Genomic DNA, 21771 nt, shown 5'->3' on the forward strand with positions numbered 1-21771 from the left:
TCAGAGGTGAAAGTCGCCAGCCGCTTCGGGTTGGTATTCCACTTCCAGCAGGGTCAGCTTCAGGGTCTTGCCGCCGGGCGCCGGCCAGTCGATGTACTGCCCGACCTGCAAACCGAGCAAGGCGCTGCCCACCGGCGCCAGGATAGAGATCCGGCCCTCGTCGGCGTTGGCGTCCTGCGGATACACCAGGGTCAGGTGATAGTCCTTGCCGCTGCCCTCTTCGCGGCAATGCACACGCGAATTCATGGTCACGACACCAGGCGGGACTTCATCGTGGCCCACCAGGGTTTCGGCGCGATCCAGCTCGGTCTGCAACGCAATGACGCCAGGCAGCGTGTCGTCCAGGCTGTCGATCAGGCGCTCCAGACGCTGCACGTCGAGGCGGGTGAGAATGATGGAAGGTGCGGTGCTCATGATCCAGGCAGACTCCTTTTTTCGGCACAAAAAAGCAAAACCCCGTCCAGATAAGACGGGGTTTTCACTGGCCTCGATGTGGCGAGGCGTAACCGGACACTACCACAGCAGCACAAATAAACAAGCCGCCGGGCTTTTGTGCCCGGGCTAGCCCATACCGGGCGCCGCCGCCCGCTTGCGCTCCAGCGCCTGGCGACAGATGACGCGCCGTCGCTCATCGTCCGCCGAGCGCCATTCGCGAATGTCTTCCACATGCCGGAAACAGCCCTTGCAGACTTTTTCCTCATCCAGCCGGCACAGGCTGATGCAGGGCGAGGCCACGGCCGGGCTGACATTGCTGTACAGCGGCTTGGGCGGGCGCGCCGGGGCGGTTGGCGTCACAGTCTCAGAGCCCTTCGAACTCGAGCTTGATATCGGCCTGCTCGAGGACGATGCGCTCGAGCATTTCGCCCAGCTGCTCTTCGCTCTTGTCGCACATCCAGCGCTCGCTTTCTTCGTCGTAGTCGAAGTGGAAACCACCGGAGCGCGCGGCCAGCCACAGCTGGCGCAGCGGCTCCTGGCGGCTGAAGATCACCTGGCTGCCGTTTTCGAACTTGACGGTGAGCACACCGGCGGAGCTCTCCAGATCGATATCCAGGTCACTCTCCTCGAAAATGTCCTCCAGCGTCTGCTGGGTGGCATCGACCAGGTCGTGGAAACGGGCTTCAGTCAAACTCATTGCGGGAACCTCGAAAAGTGTCTACTCACGCTCAAGCGCCGCAAGATACGGGCGCATCCGGGCGAATGCAAAGGATACCGATCAAGGGCGCGGGCAGCAGGGAAAATATCCCCGCAACCGCCGCGCCCAGCGCCCGTGCCCGGGGCAAAGGCCCGCCGGACGGGTGTTCCAGCGCATAGGCAAGCCGTCGGGTGGCCGGTATACTCGGGCGCAATTAACGCATTCTCAAGGATTTCGCCATGAAGCGCCTGATCTCTTCCCTTGCTGCGCTCGTCGCGGTTGCCTGCCTTGTCACTGCCTGCGGTCAAAAAGGCCCGCTGTATCTTCCCGATGACAGCAAATCCCCTGAAGACCAAGGTCACTCGCAGTCGCACAAGCACGACACCAACTAAGGGAACCCCATGGACGCTTTTAACTACCGCGGCGGGCAGCTGTTCGCGGAAGGTGTAGCGTTGTCCGCCATTGCCGAGCACTTTGGCACGCCGACCTACGTCTATTCCCGAGCGCATATCGAAGCGCAGTACCGCGCGTACGCCGATGCCCTCGCCGGCATGCCGCACCTGGTCTGCTTCGCGGTAAAGGCCAACTCCAACCTGGGTGTACTGAATGTCCTGGCGCGTCTGGGCGCCGGTTTCGACATCGTCTCCCGGGGCGAGCTGGAACGCGTCCTGGCCGCTGGCGGCGCGGCCGACAAGATTGTCTTCTCCGGTGTCGGCAAGACCCGTGACGACATGCGTCGCGCCCTGGAAGTCGGCGTGCACTGCTTCAACGTCGAGTCCAGCGACGAGCTGGAACGCCTGCAACAGGTCGCCGCCGAACTCAAGGTTCGCGCGCCGGTTTCGCTGCGGGTCAACCCGGATGTCGATGCTGGCACCCACCCGTACATTTCCACCGGCCTGAAGGAAAACAAGTTCGGTATCGCCATCGCCGATGCCGAAGACGTGTACATCCGCGCGGCACAGCTACCGAACCTGGAAGTGGTCGGCGTCGATTGCCATATCGGTTCGCAACTGACCACCCTGGCCCCCTTCATCGATGCCCTCGACCGTCTGCTGGACCTGGTCGACCGCCTGGGCGAGTGCGGCATCTACCTGCGCCACATCGACCTCGGTGGCGGCCTGGGCGTGCGTTATCGCGATGAAGAGCCACCGCTGGCCGCCGACTACGTCAAGGCCGTGCGCGAACGCCTCGACGGCCGCGACCTGGAACTGGTCTTCGAACCCGGCCGTTTCATCGTCGCCAACGCCGGGGTACTGCTGACCCGGGTCGAGTACCTCAAGCACACCGAACACAAGGACTTCGCCATCGTCGACGCGGCGATGAACGACCTGATCCGTCCGGCCCTGTACCAGGCCTGGATGGACGTCAGCGCCGTACGCCCGCGCGATGGCCAGGCACGTACCTACGACATCGTCGGCCCGATCTGCGAAACCGGCGACTTCCTGGCCAAGGAACGTCAGCTGGCCCTGGAAGAGGGCGACCTGCTGGCCGTGCATTCGGCCGGTGCCTACGGTTTCGTCATGAGCTCCAACTACAACACCCGCGGTCGCGCTGCTGAAGTGCTGGTCGATGGTGAACAGGCTGTTGAAGTGCGTCGCCGCGAGACGGTAGCCGAGTTGTTTGCTGGCGAAAGCCTGCTGCCGGAGTAAAACCATGCTGCTGCGTTTTACCAAGATGCACGGCCTGGGCAATGACTTCATGGTCCTCGACCTGGTCAGCCAGCACGCGCACATCCTGCCCAAACATGCCAAGCAATGGGGCGATCGCAATACCGGAGTCGGTTTCGACCAGTTGCTGATCGTCGAGGCGCCGAGCAACCCGGACGTGGATTTCCGCTACCGGATCTTCAATTCCGACGGCTCCGAAGTGGAGCAATGCGGCAACGGTGCGCGCTGTTTCGCCCGTTTCGTGCTGGACAAGCGCCTGACAACCAAGCGCCAGATCCGCGTCGAGACCAAAAGCGGCATCATCGAACTGGATGTGCGCAATGACGGTCAGATCAGCGTCGACATGGGCGCGCCGCGCCTGGCGCCCGAGCAGATTCCGTTCGTGGCACCGGCCCAGGCCCTGAGTTACCAGGTCGAAGTCGATGGCCAGACCGTCGAATTGGCCGCGGTGTCCATGGGCAACCCCCATGCGGTACTGCGGGTCAACGACATCAACAGCGCGCCGGTGCATGAGCTGGGGCCGAAGATCGAACATCACCCGCGCTTCCCGGCCCGGGTCAATGTCGGCTTCATCCAGGTCATCGACCGTCAGCGCGCGCAGCTGCGGGTCTGGGAACGTGGCGCCGGGGAAACCCAGGCCTGCGGTACCGGCGCCTGCGCTGCCGCAGTGGCCGCGATCAGCCAGGGGTGGATGGATTCGCCGCTATTGATCGACCTGCCGGGCGGGCGCCTGTCCATCGAATGGGCAGGCCCTGGCCAACCGGTGAAGATGACCGGCCCGGCAGTGCGCGTATACGAAGGACAGGTGCGTCTTTGAATGAGCGAAAACCATGACTGATCAGCCTCAGGTTCCAGCCGAAAAGCCCGACGAATCTCCTGCCGAAAACCTCGAGGCGGCGGCGATCGCCGCGTACCTGGAGGCTCATCCGGACTTCTTCGTCGAGCATGAAGAACTGCTCCCGGCGTTGCGCATTCCCCATCAGCGCGGTGACACCATCTCGCTGGTGGAGCGGCAGATGAAGATCCTGCGCGAGCGCAACATCGAGATGCGCCACCGGCTTTCGCAGTTGATGGACGTGGCCCGGGACAACGACCGGCTCTTCGAGAAGACCCGCCGCCTGATTCTCGCGCTGATGGATGCCAACAGCCTGGAAGACGTGGTGATGAGCGTCGAAGACAGCCTGCGCCAGGACTTCCAGGTGCCTTTCGTGAGCCTGATCCTGTTCAGTGACAGTGCCATGCCGGTGGGCCGCTGGGTCACCGCGGCCGATGCCCAGACCGCCATCGGCGGCTTGCTGACCGAAGGCAAGAGCGTCAGCGGCAGCCTGCGCGAGCATGAGCTGGACTTCCTGTTCGGCGAAGAGCAGCGCCTGCAGATCGGCTCGAGCGCCGTGGTCGCCATCGCCCATCAGGGCATTCACGGCGTGCTGGCCATCGCCAGTCGCGACCCGCAGCACTACAAAAGCTCGGTGGGGACGCTGTTCCTCAGCTATATCGCCGAAGTCATGGGCCGCGTGCTGCCGCGCTTCACTCACTCGCTACGCTCGGTTCGCTGACCATGGAACGACAACTGGACGCCTACTGCGAGCACCTGCGCAGTGAGCGCCAAGTGTCGCCCCATACGCTGCAAGCCTACCGCCGCGATCTGGAAAAAGTGCTGGCCTTCTGCGCCAAGCAGCAGGTTTGCAGCTGGTCCGACCTGGACATCCAGGGCCTGCGCAGCATGATTGCGCGCCTGCACCAGCAGGGCCAATCCTCTCGCAGCCTGGCGCGCCTGCTCTCCGCCGTACGCGGCCTGTACCACTACCTGAACCGCGAAGGCCTGTGCAATCACGACCCGGCCAACGGACTGGCGCCACCCAAGGGCGAGCGCCGCCTGCCCAAGACCCTGGACACCGATCGCGCGCTGCAATTGCTCGATGGCGCGGTGGAGGATGATTTCCTCGCGCACCGCGACCAGGCGATTCTCGAGCTGTTCTATTCCTCCGGGCTGCGCCTGTCGGAGCTGACCAGCCTCGACCTCGAACAATTGGACCTGGCCGATGGCCTGGTGCAGGTCCACGGCAAAGGCAGCAAGACCCGGGTCCTGCCGATTGGCAAGAAGGCCCGCGAGGCGCTGCAGCTGTGGCTACCGCTGCGGGCGCTGAGCAATCCGCCGGACGACGCGGTATTCGTCAGCCAGCAGGGCCGGCGCCTGGGCCCCCGGGCGATCCAGCTGCGGGTCAAGGCCGCCGGCGAGCGCGAGCTGGGACAGAACCTGCATCCGCACATGCTGCGACACTCCTTCGCCAGCCACCTGCTGGAATCCTCCCAGGACCTGCGCGCGGTACAGGAACTGCTGGGGCACTCGGATATCAAGACCACCCAGATCTATACCCACCTGGACTTCCAGCACCTGGCAGCGGTCTACGACAGCGCCCACCCACGGGCCAAACGCAACAAAGGCGGTGAGTAATGACGATCAAGCTGATCACCTTCGACCTCGACGACACGCTGTGGGATACCGCACCCGTGATCGTCAGCGCCGAAGCCGTGCTGCGCCAGTGGCTGACCGACCACGCTCCGCAACTGGGCGGCGTACCGGTGGAGCATCTCTGGACTATCCGTGAGCGGGTGCTGAACCACGAGCCGGGGCTCAAGTACCGCATCAGCGCGCTGCGCCGACGGGTGCTGTTTCATGCACTGGAGGAAGCCGGCTACGACCAGGGCCAGGCCAATGCCCTGGCCGACCAGAGTTTTGAAGTGTTCCTGCATGCGCGGCACCAGCTGGATATCTTTCCCGAGGTGCAGCCGACCCTGGAAGCGCTGGCCAACCACTTCGCGCTGGGCGTGGTCACCAATGGCAACGCCGATGTGCGCCGCCTGGGGCTGGCGGATTATTTCAAGTTCGCCCTGTGCGCCGAAGACATCGGCATCGCCAAGCCCGATGCACGGCTGTTTCACGAGGCCCTGCAACGGGGCGAAGCCACGCCGGACACCGCCGTGCACATCGGCGACCACCCGGGCGACGACATCGCCGGGGCGCAGCAGGCCGGCTTGCGGGCCATCTGGTTCAACCCGGCCGGCAAGGCCTGGGAGGCCGAGCGGCTGCCAGACGCGGAAATCCGCAGCCTGACCGAGCTGCCAAAACTGCTGGCGCGCTGGCACAGCGGCGCCTGATAGCGCTCACCGCAACACAGTGTCATCACCCAACAAACGCCCATGAAAAAGCCCGCAGCGACGGCGGGCTTTTTCAGCAAGCAAGTGGCGGGCGCTTAGATAGGCCGGCTACCGTACTTGTTATCAGGCTTCTTGGGCGGGTCGGCAACCACATTGGCCTCGACTTCCTGCACTTTACCGCCACGGGCCAGGAACTCCTCCATGGCACGCGCCAGTGCATCACGCTCTTTGTTCTTGGCTTCGACACTCGGCAACTCGTCTACCGAGACGGCAGCCTTGGCCTTGCCTTTGGCGGTCGGGGCAGGAACATCACTGCCATCGTCTTCCGCCACATCGTCGGCGGCCGCTTCAAGACCTTCTTCGGTTTCGTCTTCGTCGCCTACTTCGAGGTCGTCGTTTTCCAGATCATCGTCGCTCATGTTCTACCTCATGACTTGCGAAAAGCAGATTAGTTATAGCCCAGCTGAGCCGACTGTCGAAGGCCGCTGGAAAAAAATCAACATCCACTGATAACCAGCGGCTTATGCCTTATCACCGTGCAAGGTGGCAAGGACTTTGCGGGCACCGCCATGATCGCGATGCTCGCCCAGATAAACGCCTTGCCAGCTGCCTAACGCCAAGCGACCCGCCGATACCGGCAAGCTCAATTGACAGCCTAGCAAACTGGCCTTGAAGTGCGCCGGCAGATCATCGGGCCCTTCGTCGTCATGTTCATACCCGGCCATGCCTTGAGGCACCAGGGAGTTGAAGAAACGCTCGAAGTCACGACGAACCGCAGGGTCGGCATTCTCGTTGATGGTCAACGAGGCCGAGGTATGCTGCAGCCACAAATGCAACAGACCGACCCGACATGCCTTCAGTTCAGGCAGGCCGGCGAGTAACTCGTCCGTTACCAGATGAAAGCCCCGGGGCCTTGCCCGCAGGGTAATCAGAGTCTGTTGCCACATACAGTTCTCCGCACATTCGGCGCGCATTCTAGCGCGCTCTGGGAAAAAACAAAGTGCCGAATATTCCTCCAATGCTGTAAGTCATTGACCCGAAAAAAAAGCAGTCATCAAACTGGCTGACAAGCTCTGGAAAAAACCTTTCAGCCATCTCTCAATGACAAAACGCAGACAAAAAAATGCCCGGCAAGCCGGGCATTTTTTCTGGCGGGATTACAGGTTGTAACCGCGCTCGTTGTGTTGCGCCAGGTCGAGGCCGACCGACTCTTCTTCCTCGGTGACACGCAGCCCGATGACCACATCCAGCACCTTGAGGATGATGAAGGTCACGATCGCGGTGTAGATCACCGTGAAGCCCACGCCTTTGCACTGGATCCACACTTGCGCGGCGATGTCGGTCACGGTGCCGAAGCCGCCCAGCGATGGCGCGGCGAACACGCCGGTGAGGATCGCGCCGAGGATACCGCCGATACCGTGCACGCCGAAGGCGTCCAGGGAGTCGTCGTAGCCCAACTTGCGTTTCAGGGTGGTGGCGCAGAAGAAGCACACCACGCCCGCTGCCAGGCCGATCACCAGGGCGCCCATCGGGCCTACGGTGCCAGCGGCAGGCGTGATCGCCACCAGGCCGGCAACCACACCCGAGGCGATGCCCAGGGCGCTTGGCTTACCGTGGGTCAGCCATTCGGCGAACATCCAGCCCAGCGCCGCGGCGGCGGTGGCGATCTGGGTTACCAGCATCGCCATGCCGGCGGTGCCGTTGGCGGCGGCGGCGGAACCGGCGTTGAAGCCGAACCAGCCGATCCACAGCATGGCCGCGCCCATCAGGGTGTAACCCAGGTTGTGCGGCGCCATCGGGGTGGTCGGGAAGCCTTTACGCTTGCCCAGCACCAGGCAGGCCACCAGGCCGGCGATACCGGCGTTGATGTGCACCACGGTGCCGCCGGCGAAGTCCAGCACGCCCCAGTCCCACATCAAGCCGCCGTTGCCGGACCAGACCATGTGCGCGATCGGCGCGTAGACCAGGGTGAACCAGATGGCCATGAAGATCAGCATGGCGGAGAACTTCATCCGCTCGGCGAAGGCACCGACGATCAGCGCCGGGGTGATGATGGCGAAGGTCATCTGGAAGGTGATGAACACCGCCTCGGGGAACAGCGCCGCCGGGCCGGTCAGGCTCGCCGGGGTGACGCCGGCCAGGAAGGCCTTGCCCAGGCCGCCGACGAAGGAGTTGAAGTTGACGACGCCCTGCTCCATGCCGGTGGTGTCGAACGCAATGCTGTAGCCATAAATGACCCACAGGATGCTGATCAGGCCGGTAATGGCGAAGCACTGCATCATCACGGAAAGAATGTTTTTCGAACGCACCATGCCGCCGTAGAACAGCGCCAGGCCGGGAATGGTCATGAACAGCACCAGGGCCGTCGAGGTCAGCATCCAGGCGGTGTCGCCGGAGTTGAGGACTGGGGCTGCCACTTCGTCCGCCGCCATGGCCAGGCCAGGCATTACGAGGGACAACAGGGCTCCTAGCCCTGCGATTTTACGCAGAGTCATATTGTTTTCTCCTGGGGCGTTGGGTTTGGGGCGGCTTAGATGGCGTCGGTATCGGTTTCGCCGGTACGGATGCGAATAGCCTGTTCCAGATTGACCACGAAGATCTTGCCGTCACCGATCTTGCCGGTGTTGGCGGCCTTGGTTATCGCCTCGATGACCCGATCAAGATCCTTGTCGTCGATGGCGACGTCGATCTTCACCTTGGGCAGGAAGTCGACTACGTACTCCGCGCCGCGATACAGCTCGGTGTGCCCCTTCTGCCGGCCGAAGCCTTTGACCTCAGTAACGGTAATGCCCTGCACGCCGATCTCGGACAGCGACTCGCGCACGTCGTCCAACTTGAACGGCTTGATGATGGCAGTGACTAGCTTCATGAAACTTTCTCCCGAATTGGTGGACTTGCCCCAGGAAAACAAACCCGACTCAAGTCTAAGCGCAGTGCCTGGCTTTGTAACGCATCGTCGGCCTTCCTCGACCAGACCGACGCCAGCTAACCGCTCCTGACGAAACACTTCCCCGCTCCGCCTGCCGCACTGCATTCGTCACAGCGACTGCATCAGTGCATGGGTCATCGGGGACTAAGCAGAAACCTTGCCATCTCGCGAAAACCCACTGATTTCAGTCCCTTGGCCGCCACGACAGAAACCACTTCGCCATCATCGCCACGGATACGCACAACAACAGTGCGCCACTGCCCGGCGCGATGCGCGAAAAGCGTGCATCCCCGCCTGCCGATTGACTATAGACAGTGCGTGATACACTGCCCGCCATTGTTTTCAGGACACTCCCCATGCTCGCGCCCAAAGACCTCCTCGATGCCCTGAGCGGCCATGCCGCCCGCCTGTTCAGCGGCGATACCCCACTGCCCCGCGCCGAAATCGAAAGCCAGTTCAAGGCCCTGCTGCAAAGCGGCTTCAGCAAGCTGGACTTGGTCAGCCGGGAAGAATTCGACAGCCAGATGGTCGTCCTGGCCCGCACCCGGGCCCGCCTGGAAAGCCTGGAGGCGAAGGTCGCCGAGCTGGAAGCCAAGCTGACACCGTCCGCCGAGTAACCTGACCTACACATCGTGAACAAGCTCGTTCCTACCCAGGCCATATCAAACCTGTAGCAGTGAGCTTGTGCGCGTCAGCCCTGCAATAAACGACACATCCTGTCTGCATTCCCCCCTATCCAGTCCCTGCCACCTGACTATCCTTCCAAGACCGCAGGAAGCGGTAAGCGCATCTCAAGGAACGAGTCATGTCTCTGGCCATTGTCCACAGCCGTGCCCAGACCGGCGTGCAAGCGCCGGCTGTGTCGGTCGAAGTCCATCTGGCCAACGGCCTGCCGGCCCTGACCCTGGTGGGCCTGCCCGAAGCGGCGGTCAAGGAAAGCAAGGACCGGGTGCGCAGCGCTATTCTCAATGCCGGCTTCGATTTTCCGGCCCGGCGCATCACCCTCAACCTCGCCCCGGCCGACCTGCCCAAGGACGGCGGGCGCTTCGATTTGGCCATTGCCCTGGGCATTCTCGCCGCCAGCGTGCAGGTGCCGACCCTGGCCCTGGAGGAAGTCGAATGCCTGGGCGAGCTGGCGCTTTCCGGCGCGGTTCGTCCGGTGCGCGGTGTGCTGCCGGCAGCCCTGGCCGCGCGCCAGGCCGGACGCACGCTGATGGTCCCGCGCGCGAATGCCGAGGAAGCCTGCCTGGCGTCGGGACTGAAGGTGATCGCGGTCGAGCACTTGCTGCAAGCCGTTGCGCATTTCAACGGCCATACGCCGATCGCCCCCTATGTTTCGGACGGCCTGCTCTACCAGAACCGCCCCTACCCCGACCTGAATGAAGTACAGGGCCAGCTGGCCGCCAAACGCGCGCTGCTGGTAGCCGCGGCCGGTGCGCACAACCTGCTGTTCAGTGGTCCGCCGGGCACCGGCAAGACCTTGCTGGCCAGCCGCCTGCCCGGCCTGTTGCCGCCGCTGGAGGAGCAGGAAGCCCTGGAAGTGGCCGCCATCCAGTCGGTCACCAGCCACACTCCGCTGAGCCATTGGCCGCAGCGGCCGTTTCGCCAGCCGCACCACTCTGCGTCAGGGCCAGCCCTGGTGGGCGGAGGCTCAAAACCACAACCCGGGGAAATTACCCTGGCCCACCACGGTGTGCTGTTTCTCGATGAGTTGCCGGAATTCGATCGCAAGGTATTGGAGGTGCTGCGCGAGCCGCTGGAGTCTGGGCAGATCGTCATCGCCCGAGCTCGCGACCGGGTGCATTTTCCGGCGCGTTTCCAGCTGGTGGCGGCGATGAACCCTTGCCCCTGTGGATATCTTGGCGAGCCCAGTGGCCGCTGCCGCTGCACCCCGGAGCAGATCCAGCGTTATCGCAACAAACTCTCCGGGCCGCTGCTCGACCGCATCGACCTGCACCTGACCGTGGCCCGGGAAAGTACCGCCCTCAACCCCAAGCCCCAGGCTGGGGATAACACCGCGCAAGCCGCGGCCCTGGTGGCCCGCGCCAGGGAGCGGCAACAACGGCGCCAGGGTTGCGCCAATGCTTTTCTCGATCTGCCGGGCCTGCGCCGGCATTGCCAGTTATCCACAACCGACGAGCGCTGGCTGGAAACCGCCTGCGAACGCCTGACCCTGTCCCTGCGCGCCGCCCACCGCCTGCTCAAGGTCGCCCGTACCCTGGCGGACCTCGAGCAGGCCGAGCAGATCAGCCGCGAGCACCTGGCCGAAGCGCTGCAATACCGGCCGGCCGCGAGTTGAGGAGAATCACTCCTTGCTCAGGTCCACCAGTGGCGTCGGCCGTACTTCGGCCTGCCGACCGTTCTGGATCTGGCTGATCTCGGCCAGGGACTTATCCACAGCCGCCTTGTCGGCCAGCAGGCTGTAGCGGATCTGGAATTGCTTGCTCTGCCCGGCCTCGATGGTCGGCACCAGGCCCAGCGGGCGCTGGTAGCGACGGTTGTAGGAGAAACTGGTGCCCGGCTCCAGGCCGGTCACGTAGCCCTGGCCCTGGGTATCGGTGTTTTTCCACAGGGAGAACACCGGCAACTGCCGGGTATTGAAGCCCACCGCCACACCGAGGCTGCCGGCCTTGTTGTGCAGCACCGTCAGGGTGTCGCCCTGGGCATCGGCGTACGGCACCACGTTGTAGACGGTCTCGTCGTAATCCCGGGTCGGGCCGCGGTAGGTCTGCCAATCGGCAAGGTCGGCCTTGGCCTTGTCATTGAACGGCGACACCTGCTTCACCGCAGCGGCGAACTTCGCCCCCTCTTCGAGGAACGGCGTGCTGAAGTTGCTGTGATACAGCGCCTGGTATTCCTTCGGATAGTCGCCGTTGTTGGTCAGGGTGTCGTTGAGGGCGAAACTGACGCCGCCCGGCTCGGTCACCAGCTCGGTAGCCACCGAGAAATCGACCTTCTTGAACGCCTGTTCCTTGAGCTCGCCGCGCAGGCTGATGGCGTACGGCGGCTTCTCGTCGATATGCAGGGTGACCTTGTTCGCTGGGATGTTCGCCGCGCGACCGTGGAGGGTCAGCAGCTCACCGTTATCCATCCCCGGGTGCCCGACCCACTCATAACCGCAGCGAGTCACCAGTTCGTTGAACCCTTCCAGCCAGCCCAGGCCGCCGCGACCGTTGAGTTCGATGAACGCCGGGTTGACCACCTCCTTGACCGGCGAATCCCAACCCATGCGCACCTTGCCGACGGAGGCCTGCAGCACATTCATGCCGCGGGTCGGCACCACCGAGAGCTTCATCGCACCGTTGTCGATATCGACGATGCTCACCCCCTCCTGCCGCCCGCCATGCAGGGTGCGCAGGGTCACGGAAAAAGGCTTGGCGGTTTTTACTCCCAGCTGCGCGCTGGTGATATGGAAATCCTGGGCGGCCTTGTCGGTATCGAGCAGGACGTAGTCCCAGGCCATGGCGTGGGAAGCAGCGGTGAACGCGGAAAGAGCGACCAGCAGTCGGAGCGGAGTCATGGGCGTGTGCCTTTATTGGAGTTGTGGGATTTTTATAGCGCTGATGAATCGTTTCAGCAACTTAATTTCCGCACCAATGCCGGGACAACGCCACTCAGGAACTCAGCGAATCTTCAGCAATAGCCCCGCCACTTCCAGCACCTCATCCAGTGCCGCTGCGGCGGCCTCGGCCGAAGGTTGCAGCAGCAGGTCGTCGCCATAACCCATGGTCTGGGCGAAGATCTGCCGGGCCGCGCGAGCGGACGACGCGCAATGGAACACCTGCGCCTGCACCCCGGCCTCGATGATGCCGCCGAGCAAGGCCTGCCACTGCATGTTCACCGCCAGGTAGGTCTCGGCCATGACACTGTCATGCATGGCTTCATCCCAGGCATCCAGCCATAGCGCCCAGCCGTCGTCGGCAGAGTCCGGCAGGCAATAACGCAGGAACTCCTGTAGGGCCTGTAGCGGCGGCGCATCGCCCAGGGAGCCGCGCACTTCGTCAAGCTGCTCGTTGGCAAAGCTCAGGAAGGCTTCGCGGCGCAGCTCCTTCCAGTCGCTGAAGTAGTGATAGATGTGGCTGCGGGACAAGCCGGCGTGGTCCGCCAGGTCGCGGGTGGAAACATCGGCGAAACCCTTGCTGTGGAACAGCTCCAGGGCGGCGGCGATGATCTGGTCTTTGCGGTCGGTACGGGACATGCGGGCATTACCTCTGGGCACCGGTAGATGGACGGCGCTTGCGGTTTGAGCGATCGCTCAAATACTATTGAGCAGTCGCTCAATAATAACGCTTATCTTCCCTCCGGTGCACTCATGCCAGCCGTTACCCCACAAATCCTGATCGATGAAAGCAAGAAAATCGGCCAGCAATCCGCCAGCCAGACCCTGAAAGCCATCGCCCGCGCCTACCCCGGCAAGCTGTTCTGCACCTTGTCGCTGGTGGCGCTGGAGAACGCGTTGCTGCTGGCCTACCCATTGTTTGCTGGGTTCGCCGTGGACTCGATCATTCGCGGCGACGCCGGCAGCGCGTTGGTCTATGCCCTGGTGGTGCTGGCGTTCTGGGTGGTCGGGGCCGCGCGGCGGGCAGTGGATACCCGCACCTTCACGCGGATCTACGCCGACCTCGCGGTGCCGGTGATCCTCAACCAGCGCCTGCAGAACCAGAGCACCTCCACCGCCGCGGCGCGGGTGGTGCTGGCCCGGGAGTTCGTCGACTTCTTCGAGAAACACGTTCCGACCATCGCCACCGCGCTGGTCTCGATTGTCGGCGCGGCGGTGATGCTGCTGGTGATCGAACCCTGGGTCGGCCTGGCCTGCCTGGTGGCCTTGCTGCTGTGCGTCACCCTGCTGCCGCGCTTCGCCCGGCGCAATCAGGAGCTGCATGAGCGCCTGAACGACCGGCTGGAAAAGGAAATCGGCCTGGTGGCCAAGGTCGGCGCCACGTCCCTGCAACGGCACTACCGGGTACTGTCGCGGCTGCGGATCTGGCTGTCGGACCGCGAGGCGGCGGCCTATCTGCTGCTTGGCTCGGCGGCCGCGCTGCTGTTCGTGATCGCCATCAGCCAGTTGGCTCTGACCGAGGGGGTCAAGGCCGGGCATGTGTACGCGGTGATGACCTACCTGTGGACCTTTGTCAGCAGCCTGGATGAAGCGCCGACCATGGTCGACCAACTCGCGCGCCTGCGGGATATCGGCAAGCGGGTGGACCCGGGGCTCGCCGAACCGGCCGAGCCCCGCTGAAACCTCAGAACGGCCGGATGCGATAGCCGTTGCCATCCTTGGCCTCGGCGAATTTGTAATACGCCGACAGATTGACCTTCTCGGCGATGTGCTGGGTGAATGACACGCCGTCATCGCCCCACACCCGACCGATGTGGCTGTAGGCAAAGGCTTGCGCGGCCCACTGCTTGTCGCCCTTGCCCATGTTGTTCATGGCCACGTAGCCGGACGACGTCCTGGACATGCCGCTGACCTCGCCACTGACATCGTTCTGGCCGTTGGTGACCGGGGAAATGAACACCTTGGCGCTGGTGGTGCGGGCCTCGGCGTATTGCGAGAGCTTCTGGTTCTCCGAGTGGTTGAGCACCAGCAGCACCTTGCCCTGCAGTTGGCTGGCGGTCGGCCAGGACTTGCCCTTGAGCGAGCCCTGCAAGGCACTGCTGCTGACACCCAGGTGCTGGGCCAGGTCGCCCGGGGTGTAGAGCTTGCCCTGGAAAATCCGGCTGACCAGGTCATCGAAGTCTTTCGGCGTACGCCCGGAGCTTTCCTTCGACCAGCCCTGCTTCTTGTCGAGGATCAGGGTAATCGGGAAGTGCCCGGGATGGCTGTCGCTCCAGAGCTTGATGTCGTTGAGGCAGGCCTCGAGGTCGTTGGTGCCGTTGCCGTCGCCGGTGCAATTGTTGTCATTGCCGGACTGGAACAGGCTGCCGGGGTTGTGCCGCACGAACCAGTGGCGGGGCGAACCTCCGGTGACCGCATCGCGTTGGTCCCAGAAGTCCAGCTCCAGGGTGCGCACGCTGTCGAGCACGCTGGTAAAGGTGCCGGCGTACTGTTTTTCGTAGCAGTTATGGCATGCCACCTGGGCGATAGCGTTGAAGGCGGTGTACCAGGACGCCGGGGAAATGAATCCCACGGCCTCCTGGCTGGATGCCATCTGGCTGGCCAATGCCAGGGGCAGCACGGCGGTACGGAGGGCAAAACGAGTGAGACGGGACATGTCAGCTCCTGCCGGGAAGGCATCCTGTAGGGAAATCGCCCCTATGGTTTAGCCCAGCCCCGCGCATTTGCAATCTGCCTCCCCAGCCGTGGCCAACGGCCACGCAACCGCTATCAACGGAAGCGGTCGACCTCCTGGCGCAAGTCCGCCGCCAGCTTCTCCAGCTCCTTGGCGGTGATCGCCAGGTTCGATACCACTTCACGCTGTTCGCTGTTGGCCAGGGCAATGCTCTGCAGGTTGCTGCTGAGCAGGGTCGCCGTGCTGCTCTGCTCCTGGGTCGCGGTGGTGATCGCGGCGAACTGCTGGCCGGCCGAGCGGCTCTGCTCATCGATGCGCGCCAGGGCCGAGGCGACATTGGCGTTGCGCGACAGGCCTTCCTGCATCAACACATTGCCCTGCTCCATGGTGGCGATGGCGTTGCCGGTTTCCTGCTGGATGCTGTTGATCATCCCCGAGATTTCGTCGGTGGCTTCGCGGGTGCGCGAGGCCAGGTTGCGTACCTCGTCGGCGACCACGGCAAAGCCGCGGCCTTGCTCGCCGGCGCGTGCGGCCTCGATGGCGGCGTTGAGCGCCAGCAGGTTGGTCTGGTCGGCAATCGCGGTGATCACCCCGACGATGCCGCCGATTTCCTCGGAGCGCTGGCCCAGGGTATTGATCACCGTGGCCGTGCTGTTCAAGGCGCCGGCGATCTGCTCCAGCGACGCCGAGGCTTCCTCCATCGAGGTGCGGCCGATCCGGGTTTGCTGGGCATTTTCCTGGGCCAGGCGCTCGGTGTTGCCCATGTTGTCGGCAATGTTCAGCGAGGTGGCGCTGAACTCCTCCACCGCCCCGGCCATGCTGCTGATCTCGCCCGACTGCTGTTCCATGCCCTCGTACGCCCCGCCCGACAACCCGGACAACGCCTGGGCTCGGCCATTGACCTCCGCGGCGGCCTTGCGGATGTGCTCGACCATGGTCGACAGGGCCTGGCCCATCTGGTTGAAGCTGCCTGCCAACTGGCCGATCTCATCCTGGCTGGAGACATTCAGGCGCGCACTCAGGTCGCCTTTACCCAAGGCATCGGCCTGGCGCACCAGGTCGCCCAGCGGCGCAAGCTTGCTGCGCAGCAGCCAGACCGTGGCGCCCACCGCCAGCAGCATTGCCAACAGGCTGCCGATGACCAGCCGCAGACCGACGCTCCAGGTCACCGCGCGAATCTCGGCCTTCGGCATGCTCGCCACCACCGACCAGGGCCCGCCTTCGAAAGGGACGGCGACACTGTAGAAGTCCTCGTTCTTGTCGCTCCAGAAGTGGCCCTTGCCCGGCTGCCTGGCCAGTTCAGCGATGGTCGCCCCCGCCGGTTCCAGGGCCTGCACGCCGGCCGGCGGCACCAGCCACTTTTGCTGTTCGTCGAGCAACGCCAGGGAACCGGTCTGGCCGATGCGGAAGCGCTTGAGGTTGTCGAACTGGGCGTTCTGCGCGTCGGTGTAGTCGAAGCCGACGAACAGCACCGCAATCACCTGGCCGGCGCTGTCCCGCACCGGCGTGTATTGGGTCATGTACAGGCGCTCGAAGAGCAGCGCGCGGCCGACGTAGCTCTGCCCCGCCATGAGTTTCTGGTAAGCCGGGTGCGCGTGGTCCAGCAGGGTGCCGATGGCGCGGCTGCCGTCCTGCTTGCTCAGCGAGGTGCTGACGCGGATGAAGTCGTCGCCGCTGCGCACGAACACCGTCGCCACGCCGGCGGTCATCTGCTTGAACTCGTCGACCTCCTCGAAATTGTTGTTCAGCACAACATCACCCAGGTGCAGGCCCGGGGTCTGGGTACCGGCCACGGTCACCGGCTGGTCCGGGTGCAGGCTCAGGCCGCCGCTGAAACGCTTTTCGAACAACCCGCTCAGGCGCTGGGTGCTTTCGCGCAGGGTGCCGTGGAAAGTATTGAGCTGGTCGGCCAGCAGCCGTGCCTCACTGGCCAGGTGTTCTTCCCGGGTGGCGAGGTTGGCGGCGTCCAGCGAGCGCAGGGCGAAGACAGTACTGCCGCTGATCACGATCGCCAGTACCACGGCGAGTGCGAGACCAAGCTGCGAGGCGATCCGGGCACGAGGTTGAGGCATGACAGCTCCTGGCCGAGAGACCGGATCGTCCTGATCGCGTCACACGCTCGGCAATGGTTCTAATAAGAATGAGATGTCGAAACCTTTCAGAACGAAGGCTCCACTTCCAAGGATTCGGCGGCACCGATCAATACTTGAGCGCGCCGGACGGGTATCGCGCAGGCCCCTGGTCACGGGGCCTTCATCGTTTCAGCCGAGACGCTCTACGTCGGGCAATTGCATGGCGCGGACCTCGTTCTGGAGAAAATCGCTGAGGCGGCGCAAACGTTCACCTCCAGGCCGGGTCTTGGGCCAGACCAGGTAGTAATTCTCGCCACTGGCCACCGCCGTCGGCCAGGGCAGGCTCAGGCGTCCCTGGGCCACATCCTCGGCCACCATCAGCAGGTCGCCCATGGAAACCCCGTAACCGCGGGCCGCGGCGATCATGCCCAGCTCCAGGGTGTCGAAGACCTGCCCGCCCTTGAGCGAGACCTGCTCGGACAGGCCCATGCGCTCCAGCCAGTTGCGCCAGTCGCGGCGATCCGGGGTCGGGTGCAGCAGCTCGGTGGCCGCCAGCCGCGCTACATCCCACGGCTGGTCGTTGAGCAGGTTCGGCGCGCCCACCGGGATCAGCAGTTCCGGAAACAGGTAGCTGGCCTCCCAGTCCGGCGGAAAGTGGCCATTGCTCAGCAGCACCGCGCAGTCGAAGGGCTCCTGGTTGAAGTCCACCGAATCGACGTCCATCCAGGCACTGGTCAGTTGCACTTCGTTGCCCGGTTGCAGATGGCGGAACCGGCTCAGGCGCGCCAGCAGCCAGCGCATGGTCAGGGTCGAGGGCGCCTTCATGCGCAGGATGCCGTCTTCGGCGCGCAAGGTATTGCAGGCGCGCTCGAGAGCAGTGAAGCCCTCGCGAATGCCTGGCAGCAGCAGGCGCGCGGCTTCGGTCAGTTGCAGGTTGCGCCCGCTGCGCTGGAACAGCCGGCAGGCGAAGTGGTCTTCCAGGGTACGGATATGCCGGCTGACCGCACTCTGGGTGATCGACAGCTCCTCGGCCGCGCGGGTGAACGAGCTGTATCGCGCCGCGGCTTCAAAGGCGCGCAAGGCATACAGGGGTGGAAGACGACGGGGCATGGCAGCACTCCACAGGCGCAATGGCGCCAACTTACCAGAATCCGCAAGCATGAGTTTTAATCATGCCACCAATCGTTTTTATCCCTTTGTGAAAGTCGCCCAGAGCGCCGAGAATCAACCCTCTTGACTCCCTCCTCCCCTATCGAGACCGATGACCATGCAGCATCCAGCACGCACCGAACTCTGGGCCATCCTGCGGCTGGCCGGGCCGCTGATCGCCTCACAGTTGGCGCACATGCTGATGGTGCTGACCGACACCCTGATGATGGCCCGCCTCAGCCCGGAAGCCCTGGCCGGCGGTGGCCTGGGCGCGGCCACCTATTCGTTCGTGTCGATCTTCTGCATCGGCGTGATCGCAGCGGTCGGCACCCTGGTCGCGATTCGCCAGGGCGCCGGCGACATCGAAGGCGCCGCGCGCCTGACCCAGGCCGGCCTCTGGCTGGCGTGGCTGATGGCGCTGGTCGCCGGCCTGCTGCTGTGGAACCTCAAGCCGGTGTTGCTGCTGTTCGGCCAGACCGAAACCAACGTGCAGTCCGCCGGCCAGTTCCTGCTGATCCTGCCGTTCGCCCTGCCCGGCTACCTGAGCTTCATGGCCCTGCGCGGCTTCACCAGCGCCATCGGCCGCGCCACGCCGGTGATGGTCATCAGCCTGGCCGGCACCGTGGCCAACTTCCTGCTCAACTACGCCTTGATCACCGGCATGTTCGGCCTGCCGAAGCTGGGCCTGGTGGGGATCGGCCTGGTCACCGCGATCGTCGCCAACTGCATGGCCCTGGCGCTGGCCTGGCACATCAAGCGCCACCCGGCCTATGCCGCCTACCCGCTGCACCAGGGCCTGGCGCGGCCCAATCGCCACTACCTGCGGGAACTCTGGCGCCTGGGCCTGCCCATCGGCGGCACCTACGCGGTGGAAGTCGGGCTGTTCGCCTTCGCCGCGCTATGCATGGGCACCATGGGCAGCACCCAGCTGGCGGCGCACCAGATCGCCCTGCAGATCGTTTCCGTGGCCTTCATGGTGCCGGCCGGGATCTCCTACGCGATCACCATGCGCATCGGCCAGCACTACGGTGCCGGGCAGCTGTTGCACGCGCGTATGGCCGGCCGGGTCGGGATCGCCTTTGGCGGCGCGGCCATGCTGGGTTTCGCCATGGTCTTCTGGCTGCTGCCGAACCAGTTGATCGGCCTGTTCCTCGACCATAACGACCCAGCCTTTCGCGACGTGATCAACCTCGCGGTCAGCCTGCTGGCGGTCGCGGCCTGGTTCGAGCTGTTCGATGGCACGCAGACCATCGCCATGGGCGCGATTCGCGGGCTCAAGGACGCCAAGACCACCTTCCTCGTGGGTCTGGGCTGCTATTGGCTGATCGGTGCGCCGGCGGCCTGGCTGATGGCATTCACCCTGGGCTGGGGCGCGACTGGTGTGTGGTGGGGCCTGGCATCGGGGCTGGCGTGCGCCGCCATCAGCCTGACCCTGGCTTTCGAATGGAAGATGCGCCGGATGATTCGCCGGGAAAGCGCGGAGCCTGCCGCGCGGGATAACTTCCAGACCGCCCGGGATTCCCTGTAGCGGCAGGTTCTCCTGCCACTACGGCAGGTTGCCGTCAGATGACCTCGCCGACCAGGACCTGCTGGCTCCTGCCGAAGGTGAGGTACTCCACCAGTTCCGTCAGCGGCAGCGGCTTGCTGATCAGGTAGCCCTGCGCCTGGTCGCAGCCGAAGCTGCGCAGCAAGGTCAGTTGCTCGGGGGTTTCCACGCCTTCGGCCACCACCTCGAGGTGGAGGTTGTGGGCCAGGTTGATCATGGCGTGCACCAGCTTGCGGTTCTCTTCGCGCTGCTCCATGCCGCCGACGAAGCTCTTGTCGATCTTCAACAAGGCAATCGGCAGGCTGTTGAGGTGCACGAAGGACGAGAACCCGGTGCCGAAATCGTCCAGGGAAAACCGCACCCCCAGCCGCCCCAGCGCGTCCATGGTCTGCTTGACCAGGTCGCTGCGGCGCATCACCGCGGTTTCGGTCAGCTCGAATTCCAGCCATTGCGCCTCGACACCACGCTCGGCAATCAGCCGGCTGAGGGTCGACAGCAGCTGGCTGTCCTGGAACTGGCGGAACGACAGGTTGACCGCCATGTGCAGCGGCGCCAGGCCGCGTTCGCGCAGGGCCTGCATGTCGCGCAGCGCCCGGGAAATCACCCAGTAGCCCAGCGGCACGATCAGGCCGCTCTGCTCGGCCAGGGGCACGAACTCGCTCGGCGGCAACAGCCCGCGCTCGCCGTGGCGCCAGCGCACCAGGGCCTCCAGACCGACGATCTGCCCGTCATGCAGGTTCAGGCGCGGCTGGTAGTGCAACTCCAGCTCGTCGCGGCGCAAGGCCCGGCGCAGTTCGCTTTCCAGGTCGGCGAGGCTGCGGGCATTGCGATTGATGCGTTCGTTGAAGATGTGAAAGGTACAGCCCTGGGTGCTTTTGGCCTGTTGCATGGCGATGTGCGCGTGCCACATCAGCGGGTCGGCGCCGGCATTCGCCCTCGCGTGGGCGATGCCCAGGCTGCAACCGATCAGCAGGCTTTCGCCATCGATCCAGTACGGCTCGGCCATGACTTCGGCGATGCGTTCGGCCATCCACTCGGCGCGTTGCGGCGCCCGGCGGGTATCGATCAGCAGGGCGAATTCGTCGCTGCCCAGGCGCGCCAGCTGGTCGCCGGCCTCAAGCTGGCTCTTGAGCCGCGAGACCACTTGCAGGATCAACCGGTCGCCGGCCTGGTGGCCCAGCGCATCGTTGGCATGGCGGAAGTTGTCCAGGTCCAGGTGCCCCAGGGCCAGCCCGCGTCCTTCATTTTCCGCCAGGCGCGCCGCCAACAGGGTCTGGAAGCCCTGGCGGTTGGCGATGCCGGTCAGCGGGTCCTGCTCGGCCAGGCGCAACAGGGTGTTTTCCAGCACCCCGCGCTCGCGCACATGGCGCAGGCAACGGCGCACCGTATCGGCAGTGAGGTTTTTATTCACCAGCCAGTCGCTGGCGCCGGCGGGCGTGTTCAACGGCTCCTGCTCCAGCAGCAATACCGTGGGCAGGCTGCAACGACCGGGAGCCGGTTGCAGTTGGGGAACGGTTAACAGAATCGCAGAGCGGTCTTCATCGAACAGACGGCTGACAGATTCCCAGGTCGGCGCACTGATCAGCACCACCGAGTCTCCCAACGGAGCGAGACACTCGCGCAACAACGCTGCCCACGCCGGCTCTTCGGCCAGCAGCAGCAAGCGCAAGGGTTCGACAGGCTTGGACAAGCTAGCTCCCTAGACTCTGTAATAGAAGTTGGCGGCGGGCATTATGACGCGTAGATAAACAATGACAAATGATATTGATTATCAAACGCAATTTCTTGTACCGCTCTAACTCGAACATTAGACGCATATTCAGCGCGCATCCTGAGGGAAAGTATCAAAACCGGCAAATTTAGATAGCGTGCTGCGTCACAAGT

23 protein-coding genes are annotated in these 21771 nt (G+C 64.1%); 10 read left to right on the top strand and 13 right to left on the bottom strand.

Annotated features, from left to right (window positions below; translation table 11 throughout):
- From rnk to cyaY, 3 genes are all read right to left on the bottom strand, one after another.
- Complete coding sequence (gene rnk, locus J4E58_RS21060) at nucleotides 1-414, bottom strand: nucleoside diphosphate kinase regulator (protein ID WP_007926672.1); 414 nt, start codon at nucleotides 412-414, stop codon at nucleotides 1-3.
- Between the two features lie 147 nt (nucleotides 415-561).
- Entirely contained in the window at nucleotides 562-795 is a 234-nt protein-coding gene (locus tag J4E58_RS21065) for a DUF1289 domain-containing protein (protein WP_053263079.1), read from the bottom strand.
- Nucleotides 796-799: 4 nt separating this feature from the next.
- Nucleotides 800-1132 carry an iron donor protein CyaY gene (gene cyaY, locus J4E58_RS21070; RefSeq protein WP_007926670.1) on the bottom strand — a complete coding sequence of 111 codons (333 nt, stop codon included), beginning with the start codon at nucleotides 1130-1132 and terminating at the stop codon, nucleotides 800-802.
- 239 nt (nucleotides 1133-1371) lie between these two features.
- Between cyaY and J4E58_RS21075 the strand changes: the two genes are divergently transcribed.
- Genes J4E58_RS21075 through J4E58_RS21100 form a run of 6 tightly spaced genes read left to right on the top strand, consistent with a single transcriptional unit; the run spans nucleotide 1372 to nucleotide 5958 of the window.
- Nucleotides 1372-1524: an LPS translocon maturation chaperone LptM gene (locus J4E58_RS21075; protein WP_007926668.1), complete on the top strand. Its 153-nt coding sequence runs from the start codon at nucleotides 1372-1374 to the stop codon at nucleotides 1522-1524.
- Nucleotides 1525-1533: 9 nt separating this feature from the next.
- Nucleotides 1534-2781, top strand: a complete 1248-nt coding sequence (lysA, locus tag J4E58_RS21080; protein ID WP_087087579.1) for a diaminopimelate decarboxylase — start codon at nucleotides 1534-1536, stop codon at nucleotides 2779-2781.
- 4 nt (nucleotides 2782-2785) lie between these two features.
- Nucleotides 2786-3616, top strand: a complete 831-nt coding sequence (gene dapF, locus J4E58_RS21085; protein WP_087087577.1) for a diaminopimelate epimerase — start codon at nucleotides 2786-2788, stop codon at nucleotides 3614-3616.
- A 13-nt stretch (nucleotides 3617-3629) separates the two neighbouring features.
- Complete coding sequence (locus J4E58_RS21090; RefSeq protein ID WP_085532872.1) at nucleotides 3630-4355, top strand: DUF484 family protein; 726 nt, start codon at nucleotides 3630-3632, stop codon at nucleotides 4353-4355.
- Nucleotides 4356-4357: 2 nt separating this feature from the next.
- Nucleotides 4358-5254 carry a tyrosine recombinase XerC gene (gene xerC, locus J4E58_RS21095; protein ID WP_087087575.1) on the top strand — a complete coding sequence of 299 codons (897 nt, stop codon included), beginning with the start codon at nucleotides 4358-4360 and terminating at the stop codon, nucleotides 5252-5254.
- Nucleotides 5254-5958, top strand: coding sequence for an HAD family hydrolase (locus J4E58_RS21100; RefSeq protein ID WP_087087572.1), 705 nt, complete (start codon nucleotides 5254-5256; stop codon nucleotides 5956-5958). Before xerC ends, J4E58_RS21100 begins: the two co-directional genes overlap by 1 nt.
- Nucleotides 5959-6053: 95 nt before the next feature.
- Here the strand turns inward: J4E58_RS21100 and sutA are convergent, their stop codons facing one another.
- The 4 genes from sutA to glnK form a co-directional block, all read right to left on the bottom strand.
- On the bottom strand, nucleotides 6054-6377 hold the full coding sequence (gene sutA / locus J4E58_RS21105) for a transcriptional regulator SutA (RefSeq protein ID WP_007926654.1): 324 nt from the start codon (nucleotides 6375-6377) through the stop codon (nucleotides 6054-6056).
- A gap of 102 nt (nucleotides 6378-6479) precedes the next feature.
- Nucleotides 6480-6905 carry a secondary thiamine-phosphate synthase enzyme YjbQ gene (locus J4E58_RS21110; RefSeq protein ID WP_007926650.1) on the bottom strand — a complete coding sequence of 142 codons (426 nt, stop codon included), beginning with the start codon at nucleotides 6903-6905 and terminating at the stop codon, nucleotides 6480-6482.
- 210 nt (nucleotides 6906-7115) lie between these two features.
- Nucleotides 7116-8453, bottom strand: coding sequence for an ammonium transporter (locus tag J4E58_RS21115; RefSeq protein WP_007926649.1), 1338 nt, complete (start codon nucleotides 8451-8453; stop codon nucleotides 7116-7118).
- A gap of 35 nt (nucleotides 8454-8488) precedes the next feature.
- Nucleotides 8489-8827 carry a P-II family nitrogen regulator gene (gene glnK, locus J4E58_RS21120; RefSeq protein ID WP_002555808.1) on the bottom strand — a complete coding sequence of 113 codons (339 nt, stop codon included), beginning with the start codon at nucleotides 8825-8827 and terminating at the stop codon, nucleotides 8489-8491.
- Nucleotides 8828-9243: 416 nt separating this feature from the next.
- Here glnK and J4E58_RS21125 point away from each other — a divergent pair, with 416 nt between their 5' ends.
- On the top strand, nucleotides 9244-9504 hold the full coding sequence (locus tag J4E58_RS21125) for an accessory factor UbiK family protein (protein WP_087087570.1): 261 nt from the start codon (nucleotides 9244-9246) through the stop codon (nucleotides 9502-9504).
- A 188-nt stretch (nucleotides 9505-9692) separates the two neighbouring features.
- Nucleotides 9693-11186: a YifB family Mg chelatase-like AAA ATPase gene (locus J4E58_RS21130; protein WP_087087568.1), complete on the top strand. Its 1494-nt coding sequence runs from the start codon at nucleotides 9693-9695 to the stop codon at nucleotides 11184-11186.
- Nucleotides 11187-11192: 6 nt separating this feature from the next.
- On the opposite strand, the gene J4E58_RS21135 is transcribed toward J4E58_RS21130, so the two are convergent.
- Both J4E58_RS21135 and J4E58_RS21140 read right to left on the bottom strand, forming a co-directional pair.
- Entirely contained in the window at nucleotides 11193-12407 is a 1215-nt protein-coding gene (locus J4E58_RS21135) for an aldose 1-epimerase family protein (protein WP_087087566.1), read from the bottom strand.
- A gap of 102 nt (nucleotides 12408-12509) precedes the next feature.
- Nucleotides 12510-13085, bottom strand: a complete 576-nt coding sequence (locus tag J4E58_RS21140) for a TetR/AcrR family transcriptional regulator (RefSeq protein WP_087087564.1) — start codon at nucleotides 13083-13085, stop codon at nucleotides 12510-12512.
- Between the two features lie 114 nt (nucleotides 13086-13199).
- On the opposite strand from J4E58_RS21140, the gene J4E58_RS21145 reads away from it, so the two are divergent.
- The gene (locus J4E58_RS21145) at nucleotides 13200-14126 is read left to right on the top strand and encodes an ABC transporter six-transmembrane domain-containing protein (protein WP_007926634.1); all 927 of its coding nucleotides are present in this window, start codon (nucleotides 13200-13202) and stop codon (nucleotides 14124-14126) included.
- 4 nt (nucleotides 14127-14130) lie between these two features.
- Here J4E58_RS21145 and J4E58_RS21150 read toward each other — a convergent pair whose 3' ends face one another.
- From J4E58_RS21150 to J4E58_RS21160, 3 genes are all read right to left on the bottom strand, one after another.
- Nucleotides 14131-15102: a Ca2+-dependent phosphoinositide-specific phospholipase C gene (locus J4E58_RS21150; RefSeq protein WP_087087560.1), complete on the bottom strand. Its 972-nt coding sequence runs from the start codon at nucleotides 15100-15102 to the stop codon at nucleotides 14131-14133.
- A gap of 113 nt (nucleotides 15103-15215) precedes the next feature.
- The gene (locus tag J4E58_RS21155) at nucleotides 15216-17192 is read right to left on the bottom strand and encodes a methyl-accepting chemotaxis protein (RefSeq protein ID WP_087087558.1); all 1977 of its coding nucleotides are present in this window, start codon (nucleotides 17190-17192) and stop codon (nucleotides 15216-15218) included.
- Between the two features lie 189 nt (nucleotides 17193-17381).
- Nucleotides 17382-18302: a LysR substrate-binding domain-containing protein gene (locus J4E58_RS21160; protein WP_053263096.1), complete on the bottom strand. Its 921-nt coding sequence runs from the start codon at nucleotides 18300-18302 to the stop codon at nucleotides 17382-17384.
- A 157-nt stretch (nucleotides 18303-18459) separates the two neighbouring features.
- Between J4E58_RS21160 and J4E58_RS21165 the strand changes: the two genes are divergently transcribed.
- Nucleotides 18460-19869: a NorM family multidrug efflux MATE transporter gene (locus J4E58_RS21165; RefSeq protein WP_172963043.1), complete on the top strand. Its 1410-nt coding sequence runs from the start codon at nucleotides 18460-18462 to the stop codon at nucleotides 19867-19869.
- 34 nt (nucleotides 19870-19903) lie between these two features.
- Here J4E58_RS21165 and J4E58_RS21170 read toward each other — a convergent pair whose 3' ends face one another.
- On the bottom strand, nucleotides 19904-21577 hold the full coding sequence (locus J4E58_RS21170) for a bifunctional diguanylate cyclase/phosphodiesterase (protein ID WP_087087554.1): 1674 nt from the start codon (nucleotides 21575-21577) through the stop codon (nucleotides 19904-19906).
- Between the last annotated feature and the right edge of the window lie 194 nt (nucleotides 21578-21771).

It is taken from the genome of Pseudomonas sp. FW305-25 (assembly GCF_017351415.1).
GTDB lineage: Bacteria > Pseudomonadota > Gammaproteobacteria > Pseudomonadales > Pseudomonadaceae > Aquipseudomonas > Aquipseudomonas chlororaphis.